10 protein-coding genes are annotated in these 13,597 nt (G+C 65.7%); 4 read left to right on the top strand and 6 right to left on the bottom strand.

Going from position 1 to position 13,597, the window contains the following annotated elements:
* Window positions 1–102 precede the first annotated feature (102 nt).
* The 5 genes from IWH25_RS05775 to IWH25_RS05755 are packed head-to-tail and all read right to left on the bottom strand — an operon-like array spanning window position 103 to window position 5,087.
* A complete protein-coding gene (locus IWH25_RS05775; RefSeq protein ID WP_238999013.1) occupies window positions 103–2,250 on the bottom strand; it encodes a type IV pilus secretin PilQ in 2,148 nt (715 codons plus the stop codon).
* On the bottom strand, window positions 2,247–2,771 hold the full coding sequence (locus IWH25_RS05770; protein ID WP_203388380.1) for a pilus assembly protein PilP: 525 nt from the start codon (window positions 2,769–2,771) through the stop codon (window positions 2,247–2,249). Before IWH25_RS05770 ends, IWH25_RS05775 begins: the two co-directional genes overlap by 4 nt.
* A 2-nt stretch (window positions 2,772–2,773) precedes the next feature.
* Complete coding sequence (locus IWH25_RS05765; RefSeq protein WP_203388379.1) at window positions 2,774–3,436, bottom strand: type IV pilus inner membrane component PilO; 663 nt, start codon at window positions 3,434–3,436, stop codon at window positions 2,774–2,776.
* Complete coding sequence (locus IWH25_RS05760) at window positions 3,433–4,011, bottom strand: PilN domain-containing protein (protein ID WP_203388378.1); 579 nt, start codon at window positions 4,009–4,011, stop codon at window positions 3,433–3,435. Before IWH25_RS05760 ends, IWH25_RS05765 begins: the two co-directional genes overlap by 4 nt.
* On the bottom strand, window positions 4,008–5,087 hold the full coding sequence (locus IWH25_RS05755) for a pilus assembly protein PilM (protein ID WP_203388377.1): 1,080 nt from the start codon (window positions 5,085–5,087) through the stop codon (window positions 4,008–4,010). Before IWH25_RS05755 ends, IWH25_RS05760 begins: the two co-directional genes overlap by 4 nt.
* Window positions 5,088–5,269: 182 nt before the next feature.
* Between IWH25_RS05755 and IWH25_RS05750 the strand changes: the two genes are divergently transcribed.
* Window positions 5,270–7,552 carry a penicillin-binding protein 1A gene (locus tag IWH25_RS05750; RefSeq protein ID WP_203389161.1) on the top strand — a complete coding sequence of 761 codons (2,283 nt, stop codon included), beginning with the start codon at window positions 5,270–5,272 and terminating at the stop codon, window positions 7,550–7,552.
* On the opposite strand, the gene cyaY is transcribed toward IWH25_RS05750, so the two are convergent.
* Window positions 7,549–7,866 (bottom strand): iron donor protein CyaY, encoded by a 318-nt coding sequence (gene cyaY / locus IWH25_RS05745; protein ID WP_203388376.1) that lies wholly within the window; start codon window positions 7,864–7,866, stop codon window positions 7,549–7,551. The two genes, IWH25_RS05750 and cyaY, sit on opposite strands and share 4 nt — an antisense overlap.
* A 248-nt stretch (window positions 7,867–8,114) precedes the next feature.
* Between cyaY and lysA the strand changes: the two genes are divergently transcribed.
* From lysA to IWH25_RS05730, 3 genes are read left to right on the top strand one after another with little or no spacing between them, the layout of a single operon-like run.
* Window positions 8,115–9,362, top strand: a complete 1,248-nt coding sequence (gene lysA, locus IWH25_RS05740; protein ID WP_203388375.1) for a diaminopimelate decarboxylase — start codon at window positions 8,115–8,117, stop codon at window positions 9,360–9,362.
* Window positions 9,359–10,486, top strand: a complete 1,128-nt coding sequence (locus IWH25_RS05735) for an efflux RND transporter periplasmic adaptor subunit (RefSeq protein WP_203388374.1) — start codon at window positions 9,359–9,361, stop codon at window positions 10,484–10,486. Before lysA ends, IWH25_RS05735 begins: the two co-directional genes overlap by 4 nt.
* Window positions 10,483–13,542 (top strand): efflux RND transporter permease subunit, encoded by a 3,060-nt coding sequence (locus IWH25_RS05730; protein ID WP_203388373.1) that lies wholly within the window; start codon window positions 10,483–10,485, stop codon window positions 13,540–13,542. Before IWH25_RS05735 ends, IWH25_RS05730 begins: the two co-directional genes overlap by 4 nt.
* The last annotated feature ends 55 nt before the right edge of the window (window positions 13,543–13,597 follow it).

Raw genomic sequence — 13,597 nt, 5'->3', positions numbered from 1 at the left:
ATAGATGTTTTCCGCTTTCCCGCTCACCCGCCCATTCTACCGCATCGGAAATGACGAAGGCCGGCATTGCCGGCCCTCGTGCGCACACGTCTTAAAGGAAAATCAACGAATCGTCATCGCGTCAGTGATAATTCTTGGTGTAATAAACACCAGCAGTTCGGTCTTGTCGTCCGTCTTCTGGGAGTTGCGGAACAACCAACCGAGATAAGGAATTTCGCCGAGCACCGGAATGCGGCTGTTTGATTCGCGCAGCTCTTGCTGGTAGATACCGCCGATAACCACGGTGCCGCCGTTTTCGACCAGGACTTCGGTCTTGACGTGCTTGGTATCGATCGCCACACCGGCACCGGTCGTCAAACGAGTGTTGGGCGTGTCCTTATTGACGTCAAGCGTCATCGTGATCTTGCCGTCCGGCGTAATCTGCGGCTTGACCTTGAGCGCCAGATTCGCCTTGCGGAAAGAAACACTCGTGGCACCCGACGACGTCGCCTGCTGGTAGGGAATCTCGACACCCTGCTCGATCAGCGCTTCGACCTGGTCCGCAGTCACCACACGCGGACTCGAAATCACCTTTCCCCTACCGTCGGCTTCCAGCGCACTGACCTCCAGATTCAGGAACTGGGATCTTGCCGAGTTGAATAGCACGAACGACAGCGCCCCTGCCCGACCTGAGCGTGGGTTCGCTGGCAAATTCACGTTCAGACTGTCAGTCAAAAAATTCGGCTGCGTTGAAATCTGTCCTGTCTGAAATCCCGTATTGGCCAAAGACGCCCCGGTCATTACGTTTCCTCTGACGACTCCGTCATTGCCGATCCGGTAGGCAGACTCGTTCGAGCCACCCATGTTCCAGCCCAGACGAACCCCCAGATCCTTGCTGAAGCTATCCGAAGCTTCAACAATTCTCGCCTCGATCAAGACTTGCCGTACCGGGATATCGATTTCTGAAATCAGCCGGCGCAGATCGTCCAATCGTCCCGGCGTATCGCTGACAAACAACTTGTTTGTCCGCTCATCGACGATCACCGACCCTCGCTTGGAAAGCAGCGTCTGATCCTTGTTCTTGAGGAAATCGAAGACGGCTTTCGCCTTGTGGTAGTTGAGCTGGAAACTCTCCGAACGCAGCGGCTCGAGGTCGCCGATCTGCTGCCGCGACTCGAATTCCAGCTTTTCCTTGGTCGCGATCTCTTCGCGCGGTGCGATGAGGATGACGTTTCCGTTCTTGCGCATATCGAGCCCGCGCTGCTGGAGGATGATATCCAGCGCCTGGTCCCACGGCACGTCCTTGAGGATCAAGGTCAAATTGCCAGCGACAGTGTCGCTGACGACGATATTCATGCCGGTGAACTCACCGATCACCTGCAACAGTCGCCGCACGTCGACGTTCTGGAAGTTCAGCGACAGCTTCTCGCCCTGGTAGCCTCCGCGCGACCCCTGGACCAGCTTGTTCGGGTTTTCGATAATCGGCTTCACCTCGATCACGAACTGCGTGTCGGTCTGGTAGGCGTTGTGCTCCCATAGCCCCTTCGGCGTGATCGTCAGACGGGTATTTTCGCCTTGCTGGCTGGCGGTGAAGGAAGTCACCGGCGTCGCAAAGTCGGTAACGTCCATGCGCTTGCGCAGATGCTCCGGGAGCGAGGTCTTCGCGAACTCGACAAGCAGCACCGACCCCTCCTGACGAATGTCGATGCCGGTGCTGGTGTCGCTCAAATCGACGGTCACCCGCGCTTCGCCGTCCTTGCCGCGACGGAATCCGACGTCGCGGATGGCGTGTCCGGAAACGCTGCGCGCCGGAGCAAACTGCGTCACCTGCTGCGCGCCCCCGCCCGCCGCCGACGCCGCCGACGCCGCCGACGGGGACAGCGTAATCAGCAGCGACCGTTCCTCGACACGCAGGTCGTGGACCAGCGGCTGGTTGAGATTGAGCACGACCCGCATTTTCTCCGGGGTCTGCACGAAATTCACGCTGCGCAACCCTCCTTCGTTGAAGGACTGGCTGTTACGCCCGAGGCCATTGTTCGTCGCCGGAAGATCGATGGCCACGCGCGCCGGATTCGCCACGCTGAAGCTCGCCGGCACGCCCGCCAGCGGATCCTTGAACCCCAGCTTGACGACCACCGCCCCCGCCTGCTGGCCGACATTGATCGACTGGATTTCGTTGCCGCTAGCGGAACCCCCCTGGGCCAAGGCCGTGCCAGCGAACAATACGACGCTCACCAGGCAGAGCAACCGGTTAAGCATTTGCTTCATCATCTTCCCTCCTTGGCCTGCAAGTGCAGCGTGCTCGTCCGCTCAACCCAGTCGCCGCCGGGGTCCTGAACAAGTTCGCGCAGATCTATCTCCGTCTCCGAGATCTTGGTGACGACCCCGAAGTTTTGCCCCATGTAGTTGCCGGCCCTCACTTGGTGAAGGGATCCTTCCACCTGCACGATGCCGTGGGTCTGACGGTTTTTCGTAAGCGACCCGACATACTTGATCGACTCCAGCGGATAGGACTCGAGCGGTTCCCTGGGCCGATTGAGATCAGGCTGCAGGCCGCCGCCACCCGCCTGCTTCTGGTCTGCCAGGAGTTTCGACGGCCGGAACGGATCGACCAGCCCCCCGGCGTCATAGGGAACCGGCGAGTACGGCTTGACCTGAGGCAACGGCGGAATCTTCCCTCGAAAATCCTTGGTTTCTTCTTTCATCCACTGCCGCAGCTCGTCCTGGTCCGCACCGGAACAGGAAGCCAGAAGAACGGCAGCCAGCAGAATCCCGGCGTTAGCGCGCGTCATTGTCACCTACCCCTCTTGGCATCCTGCGCAGCCTTCCTCTGGCGCGCGAGTTCCTCTTCGTCGAGATAGCGGAAGGTCTTCGTCACCGCATCCATCATCAACACGCCGTCTTTCTGCGCCACGATGTTGATGTTGTTGAGCGTCACGATCCGCGACAGGCGCCCGATATCACCGGCAAACGCACCGAAATCGTGATAGCCCCCGATCAGCTTGACCGAGATCGGCAACTCTGCATAAAAATCACGGACTTGCTCCTGGCCTGGCTTGAACAATTCGAACTGCAGCCCGCGCCCCATCCCCGCCTGGTTGATTTCGACCAGCAGGGCCTCGACCTCGGCCTTGTTCGGAAGTTGCTTCAGCAACGCACCAAACGACCGGTCGATTTCGTTGAGTTGCTGCACATACAGGTCCAGATTCACCGCCTGCCGTTTCTTGGCCAGGAAATCCTCCTTGAGCTTGACCTCCTCGGCCTGCTTGGTTTCCAGCGTGGCCCACTGGTCTTGCCAGACGAACCACCATCCGGCGGCGACCAGCGCGACGAACAAACCCACCAGTACCGTAACCCGCGGGATGACGGGCCACGTACCGACATCGTTCGGGTTGAGGCGCCGGAAATCGTTGGCGATTTCCTGGAAATTGATCTTGGGCAGCGTCGGTTTCTTCATTGCTTCGCCCCTCCCCCCTGCTCTCCCGCGACCGGCGGACGGGTAAGCATGGCTGTCAGGCTGAACTCGCTCACCCGGCGCTTGTCGAGCGTGACCGCCTTGATTTCCTGCAGCTGGGGAGCCTCAAGCCAGGGCGAGGCCTCCAGGTTGCGCATCAGCGTCGACACACGCGCATTCGATTGCGTATACCCGACCATCTGGATACGCCGCCCATCCTGCTTGAGCATCTTGAGATAAACACCTTCCGGCATCTGCTTGACCATCTCGTTGAGCAGATAAACGGCCTCGGCGCGGTCCGCCTGCAGGGATTCGATGATCTGCTTGCGCGACAGCAGCGACTGCGTCTGCTCCCGCAGGCGCTTGATCTCGGCGATCTGCTTGTCGAGGACGGCGATCTCCTTCTTCAGGAATTCGTTGCGCTCGTCCTGCGTCGAGATGTATCCGGCGATGATGCTGTAGCCGAGGAAGACGATCAGACCGGCGAGCACCGCGACCAGGCCGGTCAGGACGAAGAACTGCTGCCTTCTCGCTTTCCGCTTTTCCTCGCGGTGCGGCAGGAGGTTGATGCGTATCATTCGTCGAACCTCCGCAAGGCAAGGCCACAGGAGACCAGCAGCGAGGACGCGTCGGCCAGGAGGTTCCTCGCCTTGACGCGGTCCGAGAGGACCATGTTGGCGAACGGATTGGCGACGACGGTGTTGATCTGCGTGCGCGAGGCGACGGCCTCGTCGGCGCCGGGCAGGACCGCGCAGCCGCCGGCGAGGACGACGTGGTGGATCTGGTTGAACTGGGTCGAAGTGAAGAAGAACTGCAGGGCGCGCGAGACTTCAAGCGCCAGGTTCTCGACGAAGGGCCGGAGCAACTCCGCCTCGTAGGAGTCCGGCAGGTTGTTGGCCCGCTTCGCGGCCTCCGCCTCCTCGAAGCTCATGCCGTAGTGGCGGGCGATGTCCTGCGTCAGCTGGTTGCCGCCGAAGGCCTGTTCCCGGGTATAGACCTGCTGGGCGTTCTTCAGCACGGTCAGGTTCATCGAATTCGCTCCGACATCGACGAGCGCGATGATCTGGTTCTGCCCGCCATCCGGCAACTGCCTCTCGATCAGCTCGAAGGCTGCCAGCGCGGCGTAGGACTCGACGTCCATCACCACCGGCTTCAACCCCGCCGCCTCGGCGACGGCAACGCGGTCCTCGACGCGCTCCTTGCGCGATGCCGCGATCAGGACCTCGATCTCGTCGGGCGAGGACGGCGCCGGACCGACCACCTGGAAATCGAGGTTGACCTCGTCCAGCGCAAAGGGGATGTACTGGTTGGCCTCGGATTCGACCTGCATTTCGAGGTCTTCCTCCCGCTGCCCGGCCGGAACGATGATCTTCTTGGTGATCACCGCCGACGCCGGCAGCGCCAGCGCCACGTTCCGGGTCGACGTCGCCAGCCGCTTCCAGGCCTTCTTGACGGCCTCGGCGCAGGCCTCGAGGTTGACGATGTTGCCGTCGGCGACCACGTCCTTGGCGAGGACTTCGATCGTGTACCGCTCGACGCGAAAGCCCTCCTTGCCGCCGCCCGACAGCTCGACCAGCTTCACGGCCGAGGAACTGATGTCCAGGCCAATCAGCGGTCGCGCCTTCGTACTGAAGATCGAGAGATCAATCTGCAAATCGATGTCCTCGGCAAAAAGTCGTTTTGAAATGAATACTTAGCGTCGTTATACAATAATCTACGTTAGATGCTAGCAACAAGCCATAGGCATGTAAAGCAATTTTTCTCCCGACAAACGCCCCGCGTATAATCCGCGCCACACTCCCAATCTGTCCGCGAAAGACCGCCTTGCCCCCCCTGTTGCGCTGGATTCTCTACCCGCTGATCCTGATCTGCGGCCTGGTCGCCATCGGCGTCGCCGTGGTCGCGATCGTGCTCGTCCTGACCTACCCCAACCTGCCGTCGCTGGAAGCGCTGACCGACTACCGGCCGAAGATCCCGCTGCGCGTCTATACCGCCGACGGCCACCTGATCGGCGAGTTCGGCGAGGAGCGCCGCAACATCGTGCACATCCAGGACGTGCCGCCGGTCATGAAGCAGGCCATCCTCGCCGCCGAGGACGAACGCTTCTACCAGCACGCCGGCATCGACACGCTGGGCATGGCGCGCGCGGCGCTGATGAACCTCGTTTCCGGTGGCAAGAAGCAGGGCGCCAGCACGATCACCCAGCAGGTCGCGCGCAACTTCTTCCTGTCCAGCGAGAAGACCTATACCCGCAAGCTGTACGAAGTCCTGCTGTCCTTCAAGATAGAACACAACCTCACGAAGGATCAGATTCTCGAGCTCTACATCAACCAGATCTATCTCGGCCAGCGCGCCTACGGCTTCGCCGCCGCCGCCCAGATCTACTACGGCAAGCCGCTCAAGGACCTGAGCGCGGCCGAGGCGGCGATGCTCGCCGGACTGCCGAAGGCGCCGTCGGCCTTCAACCCGGTGGTCAATCCGAAGCGCGCCAAGGTCCGCCAGCAGTACGTGCTGCGCCGGATGCGCGAGATGGGCGCGCTCGACGACAAGCAGTACGAGGCGGCGCTGAAGCAGACGCTGGTGGTCAAGCGCGACACCAACGAATACCCGGTGCACGCCGAGTACGTCGCCGAGATGGCGCGCCAGATCGCCGCCGAGCGCTACCCGGACGAGGTCTATTCGCGCGGGCTGCGCGTCTACACGACGATCACCAAGGCCGACCAGGAGGCCGCCTACGCCAGCCTGCGCCGCGGCGTCTTCGACTACGACCGCCGCCACGGCTACCGCGGCGCGGAAGCCTACGTCGACATGAAGGAAGTGACGTCCGACCAGGACGAGACGCTCGACGAACTGCTCGCCGACATCGTCGGCAGCGAGGACCTGTCGCCGGCCATCGTGCTTGAGGCGCAACCGAAGCAGGTCAAGGCCTACCGCAAGGGCGGCGACCTGATCACGCTGTCCGGCGACGCCCTCCGGTTCGCCGCACGCATGCTCGACGACAAGGCGCCGCCGAACAAGCGCATCCGCCGCGGTGCGGTGATCCGCGTGCAGAAGGACGACAAGGGCAACTGGCAGGTCGTGCAGATGCCGGAAGTGGAGGCCGCCTTCGTCTCGATCGACCCGCAGACCGGCGACATCCGCGCGCTGGTCGGCGGCTTCGACTTCAACCGCAACAAGTTCAACCACGTCACGCAGGCCTGGCGGCAGCCGGGCTCGAGCTTCAAGCCGTTCATCTACTCGGCCTCGCTGGAAAAGGGCTTCACGGCGACGACCGTGGTCCAGGACGAGCCGATCGTCTTCCCGGCGTCGGTCACCGGTTCGCAGGCCTGGGAGCCGAAGAACTACGACGGCAAGTACGAAGGCCCGATGCGCCTGCGCACGGCGCTGGCGAAATCGAAGAACATGGTCTCGATCCGCGTGCTGCAGGCGATCGGCACGCACTATGCGCAGGACTACGCGACGCGCTTCGGCTTCGAGGCCGACAAGCACCCCGCCTACCTGACGATGGCGCTCGGCGCCGGCTCGGTGACGCCGTGGCAGATGGTCTCCGCCTACGCCGTCTTCGCCAACGGCGGCTACCGCATCCAGCCCTACGCCGTACGCGAGATCCGCGACGAGAACGGCCTCGTGCTGGCGCAGGCGCAGCCAACGCCGGCCGGCAACGAGGAACTGCGCGCGATCGATCCGCGCAACGCCTTCCTGATGGACAGCCTGCTGCGCGACGTGACGATCTACGGCACCGCCGCCCGCGCCGCGGCGACCCTCAAGCGCCGCGACCTCGCCGGCAAGACCGGCACCACCAACGAGCACGTCGATGCCTGGTTCTGCGGCTACCAGCAGACGCTGGCCGGCTGCGCGTGGATCGGCTTCGACCAGCCGAAGGACCTGGGCAAGGGCGAGACCGGCGGCGCCGCGGCGCTGCCGATCTGGATCAACTACATGCAGAAGGCGCTCAAGGACGTTCCCGAGGCGTTCCCGCCGGTGCCCGACGGGCTGGTTGCGCGCGAGGTCGCGGCCGCCGGCAAGGGACCGGCGAAGGAATACTTCTACAAGGAGAACGTCCCGGCGGAGGTGCCCGGCGAACAGCCGGGCGACGCCGCGACGAAGGCCGAGGACTAGGCGAGGACGACCGGCTCGCCGGCCTGCGCCGACACCAGCCGGGACAGCTTCGCCAGCAGCTCCTCGCCGTCGCGGGTATCGCGCCAGACGGCGCCGTCGTGGCGGAAATGGAAGCCGCCGGACTTGGCGGCGACCCAAATCTCCTGCGCCACCGCATGGCGATTGACGATGATCTTGCTGCCGTCGGCGAATTCGATCTCGAGCACGCCGCCGGCGGCCAGTTCGAAGTCCACATCGGCATCCGCGGCTTCCAGCCCCTGTTCGATGCGGGCGAGCATCGCGCCCGACAGCGCGGCAAATTCGGTCTCGTTCATCCTTGTGCTACCATCCAATTTTTCGCGTTACTGACCGATGCGTCACTATATTCCCCTGGTCGCGCTCGCCGCACTGGCGGCCTGCGGCACCCGCGGCAACCTGACCCTGCCGCCCGGCCCGGCGCCGGCGCCGATCTTCGGCAACCCCGCTCCCGCCAAGCCCCTCCCGAAACCGCAACCACCTGCTGCCGACGCATCGCGCGGCGATCTTAACACGGCCGCCGACGCGGCCAAGTGAGCCCTTCCGCATGACTTCCTTCGCCCTCAAGAACGGCCGCCTGCACGCCGAAGGCGTCGCCCTCGCCGACATCGCCGAGCGCTTCGGCACCCCCTGCTACGTCTATTCGCGCACGGCGCTGGAAGCCGCGCTCGACGAATTCCTCGACCAGCTGAAGGGCTGCGACGCGCTGGTCTGCTATGCCGTCAAGGCCAACTCCAACCTCGGCATCCTGAACCTCTTCGCCCGCCGCGGCGCCGGCTTCGACATCGTCTCCGGCGGCGAACTGCAGCGCGCGCTGGCCGCCGGCGCCGACCCGCAGAAGATCGTCTTCTCCGGCGTCGGCAAGACCGCCGCGGAGATGGAACAGGCGCTCGCCGCCGGCATCCTCTGCTTCAACGTCGAATCGGCGCCGGAACTGGAACGGCTGAACGAGGTTGCCGGCAGCGTCGGCAAGAAGGCGCCGATCAGCCTGCGCGTCAATCCGAACGTCGATGCGAAGACGCATCCGTACATTTCGACGGGCCTGAAGGAGAACAAGTTCGGCGTCGCCTACGAGGACGCGCTGGCGCTCTACCGCCGCGCCGCCGCGCTGCCCCACATCGAGGTCGCCGGCATCGACAGCCACATCGGTTCGCAGCTGCTCGACCCGGCCCCCTTCGCCGAAGCGCTGGACAAGATCCTGCAGCTGGTCGACCAGCTCGCCGCCGACGGCATCCATCTGCACCACATCGACCTCGGCGGCGGCCTCGGCATCCGCTACAGCGATGAAGAGTCCGCGCCGAGCGTGAAGAGCTACCTCGGCCCGCTGCTGGCCAAGCTCGCCGGCCGCAAGCTGAAGATCGTGCTCGAGCCCGGCCGCCGGCTGGTCGGCAACGCCGGCCTGCTGCTGACCAAGGTCGAGTACCTGAAACCGGGCGAAGTGAAGAACTTCGCGATCGTCGACGCGGCGATGAACGACCTCGCCCGGCCGGCGCTGTACGACGCCTGGCACGACATCGTGCCGGTGGCGCCGCGCGCCGGCGAGGCGAAGTCCTGGGAAATCGTCGGCCCGGTCTGCGAGTCCGGCGACTTCCTCGGCCACGGCCGCCCGCTCGCGCTGGCGCCGGGCGATCTGCTGGCGATCATGTCGGCCGGCGCCTACGGCATGGCGATGAGCTCGAACTACAACACCCGGCCGCGCGCCGCGGAAGTGCTGGTCGACGGCGATACGGCGCATCTCGTGCGAGCGCGCGAGGCGGTCGAGTCGCTCTACGCGCTGGAGCGCACGCTGCCGTGATCCGGCGCCGGCGCCTCGTCGTCCTCGCCGGCGCCGCGGCAATCGCGCTCGCCGCCTGCGGCGACAAGCCGGCGGAGAAGAAGTCCGGGCCGCCGCCGACGCTGATCACCGTCACCCAGGCGAAAGCGCAGCCGCTGGAAATCGTCGAGAGCACGCTGGGCACGCTGGAAGCGGTGCACGACCCGAAGGTCGCGGCCGAGGTCGCCGGCCGCGTCCTGCGTATCGCGGCGTACCCCGGCGAGGCGGTGCGGAAAGGGCAGCTCCTCGCCGAGATCGACCCGGCCGATGCCGCCCAGCAGCACCGCGCCGACCGCGCCGAGAGCGCCCGCCTGGAAGCCTTGCTCGCGCAGCAGGAGCGCCTGGTCGCGCGGCAGAACGAGCTGCTCGCCAGGAACTTCATCTCGAAGAACGCGCTCGACGACGCCTCGGCGCAGCGCGACGCGCTGCAGAACCAGCTCGAGGCCGCCCGCGCCCGCGCCGCGCTGTCGGCGAACAACCTGCAGAAGACCCGCGTCCTCGCCCCCTTCGACGGCGTCGTCGAGGAGCAGATCGCCGCCCAGGGCGACTACCTGAAGCTCGGCGACCCGATCTTCCGGCTCGTTTCCAACGCCCAGCTGCGCGCCCACCTGCCCTTCCCGGAAACCGCCGCGCCGCGCCTCAAGCGCGGCCAGAAGGTGCGCCTCTCCAGCCCGCTGGCCGGCGGGCGGACGATCGAGGGTGAGGTCGAGGACATCCGCCCGACGCTCAGCGATACCAGCCGCGCGCTCGACGTCATCGTGCGCATCGCCAACCCCGGCGACGTGCTCAAGGGCGGCGGCTCGCTCAACGCTGCCGTCGTCCTCGACGTGCGCGAGGCGGCGGTGATGGTGCCCGAGCAGTCGGTCGTGCTGCGCCCGGCCGGCCGCGTCGTCTACGCGATCGAGGACGGCAAGGCGCGCCAGCGCATCGTCGACACCGGCGGCAAGGCGGCCGGCCTGGTCGAGATCGTCAGCGGCCTGAAGGCCGGCGAGACGGTCGCCCTCGACGGCGCCGGCTTCCTCAGCGACGGCGCCGCCGTCAGCGTCCACGAGCGCGGCGCGCCGCCCGCCGGCCCGGCCAAGGGCGACGCCGCCGGCAAGCCATGACCCTGCCCGAGCTTTCGATCCGGCGGCACGTCCTGGCGTGGATGCTGTCCGCCGTGCTCGTGCTCTTCGGCGTCATCAGCTACGAGCGGATCGGCATGGACCGCTATCCGTACATCGAGTTTCCGGTGGTCTCGATCTCGACGGCGCTGAAGGGCGCCAACCCGGACATCGTCGACGCCTCGATCACCAACGTCATCGAGAGCTCGGTCAATTCGGTGCCGGGGATCGAGCACATCCAGTCCACTTCGTCGCCCGGCATCTCGATCATCAACATCACCTTCGGGCTCGAGAAGAAGATCGACGTCGCCTTCAACGAGGTGCAGGCCAAGGTGAACCAGGTGCTGCGCCGGCTGCCGGACGACGCCGACCCGCCGGTCGTGGCCAAGGTCGAGACCAACGCGCAGCCGATCATGTGGCTGGCGCTGCAGGGCGACCGCACGCAGCAGCAGCTCAACCAGTATGCGGTGAACACGCTGAAGAAGCGGCTGGAAACGATCGACGGCGTCGGCGAAGTTCGCCTCGGCGGCCGCCGCGACCGCACCATCCGCGCCAACCTGATTCCGGAGCGGATGGTCGCGCTCAGCGTCACCGCGCAGGACGTCAACGACGCCTTCGCCCGCGAGCACGTGCAGCTCGCCGGCGGCTTCGTCGTCGGCAGCGCCACCGAGAACCTGGTCAAGCTCGACCTCGAGTTCCACTCGGTCGATGCGCTGAAGGAGATGGTCGTCGCCTGGAAGGGGGGCGCCCCGATCCGCCTCGCCGACATCGCCGAGGTCGAGGACGGTCTGACCGACAAGCGCCAGCTCGCCCGCTTCAACGGCGAGACGACGATCGGCCTGGGCATCGTCAAGATCGCCAACACCAACACCGTCGCCATCGTCGACCGCATCCTGCACAAGGTCGACCACGAGATCCGCCCGCAGCTGCCGCCCGGAATGCGGCTGTCGATCGTCTCCAACGACGCCGTCTTCATCCTCGAGATCGTCAATTCGCTGAAGGAGCACCTGATCGAGGGCACGATCCTCGCCGCGCTCGTCGTCTGGGTCTTCCTGCGTTCGCTGCGGTCGACGCTGATCATCTCGCTGGCGATTCCGGTGTCGCTGCTCGGCGCCATCGCAGTGATCTACTTCTTCGGCTTCACGCTCAACTCGCTGACGCTGCTCGCACTGCTGCTCCTGATCGGCGTCGTCGTCGACGACGCGATCGTCGTCCTCGAGAACATCTTCCGCCACCGCGAGGAGCTCGACCCGGACCCGGTCTCGGCGGCGATCAACGGCAGCAACGAGGTGATCTTCGCGGTGATCGCGGCAACCCTGTCGCTGGTCTCGATCTTCGCGCCGGTGATCTTCATGAGCGGCATCATCGGCCAGTTCTTCCGCTCCTTCGCCGTCGTCGTCACCTTCGGCGTGCTCGTCTCGCTGTTCGTCTCGCTGACGCTGACGCCGATGCTCTGCGCGCGCTACCTGCGCGTGACCGAGAAGGGCCAGCACCACGGCGCGGTCTACGGGCGCATCGAACGCTTCTTCCTGGCGCTGGAGGCCTTCTACCGGCGCCTGCTCGGCCGGGCGCTGGCGCACCGCTGGCAGGTGGTGGCGCTGACCGTGCTCACCGTCGCCGCCTCGGTCCCCTTCTTCGCCGGCATCGGCAAGGCCTTCGCGCCGGAGCAGGACGAGGGCCGCTTCCTCGTCTACCTGCGCACGCCGCTCGGCTCGTCGATCGACTACACCGACACCCGGCTGCGCATGGTCGAGGACGTGCTGCGCAGCCACCCCGAGGTATTCACCGAATTCGCGCTGATCGGCCTCGGCTCGGCCGGCCAGGTGAACCAGGGCACCGTCGTCGCGCGCATGGTGCCGAAGACCGAGCGCAAGCTGACGCAGCAGGAGCTGCTGCCGATCCTCAGGAAGGAGCTGGCGCAGATCCCCGGCGCGCGCGCCTTCGCCGCGCCCTATCCGATGGTGCAGGGGCAGCGCGGCGAGCCGCTGCAGTTCGTGCTGGTCGGCGAGAACCTGCAGGAGGTCGGGCGGCTGACGCGCGAGTTCCAGGGCAAGCTGGCGCAGGAGCCGGCGCTCGGCCGCATCGACACCGACCTGCAGCTCGACCTGCCGCAACTGGTCTTCCAGCCCGACCGCCTGCGCATCGCCGCCGCCAACCTGAACACGCAGGACGTGGCGCTGGCGATCAACATGCTCACCGGCGGCGTCGACCTCGCCAAGTTCAACGACGAGCCGGGCGACGGCCAGCGCTACGACATCCGCGTCAAGGCGCGCGAAGGCGAGTTCACGCAACCCGCCGACCTCGCCAAGATCTGGCTGCGCGCCAAGGACGGCAAGCTGGTGCGCCTCGACGCGGTGGCCTCGTTCAGGCAGACGCTCGGCCCGGCGGTGATCGGCCGCTTCGATCTGCAGTACGCCGCGACCTTCTTCGCGTCGCCGACGATGCCGCTCGGCGACGCCGTCGACCAGGTGCGCGCGCTCGCCGCCGAGACGCTGCCCACCGGCTACCAGGTGAAGTTCGTCGGCCAGGCCGAGGAGTTCGGCAAGACGATGAAGTACATGGTGTTCGCCTTCACGCTGGCGATGGTGCTGCTGTACATGGTGCTCGCCAGCCAGTTCAACTCCTTCGTGCAGCCGTTCATCGTCATGCTCGCGCAGCCGCTGGCGATCGTCGGCGGCGTAGCCGCGCTGTGGCTGTTCGGGCAGACGCTGAACATCTACTCGATGATCGGCCTGGTGCTGCTGATCGGCCTCGTCGCCAAGAACTCGATCCTGCTGGTCGACCTGACCAACCAGCGGCGCGCCGGCGGCATGGCGATCGACGCCGCGCTCGCCGACGCCTGCCCGATCCGCATGCGGCCGGTGCTGATGACCTCGGCGACCGTCATCCTCGCGCTGTTCCCGGCCGCACTCGGCCTCGGCGCCGGCTCGGAGACCAACCAGCCGCTGGCGATCGCGGTGATCGGCGGCATGATCTCGTCGACGTTGCTGACACTGGTCGTCGTGCCCGCCGTCTATTCGCTGGTCGAAGGCCGCCTGGCCCGCCGCCAGACGCGCTGAGCGCGACAGAATGCCGCAGCCCGCCGCAGCGCCGACGGCGCGGCGTAAAATCCGC

This window comes from Azospira restricta, assembly GCF_016858125.1.
GTDB lineage: Bacteria > Pseudomonadota > Gammaproteobacteria > Burkholderiales > Rhodocyclaceae > Proximibacter > Proximibacter restrictus.
Note: the sequence above shows the minus strand (reverse complement) of the source record. Positions and strands in the feature narration are given on the sequence as shown.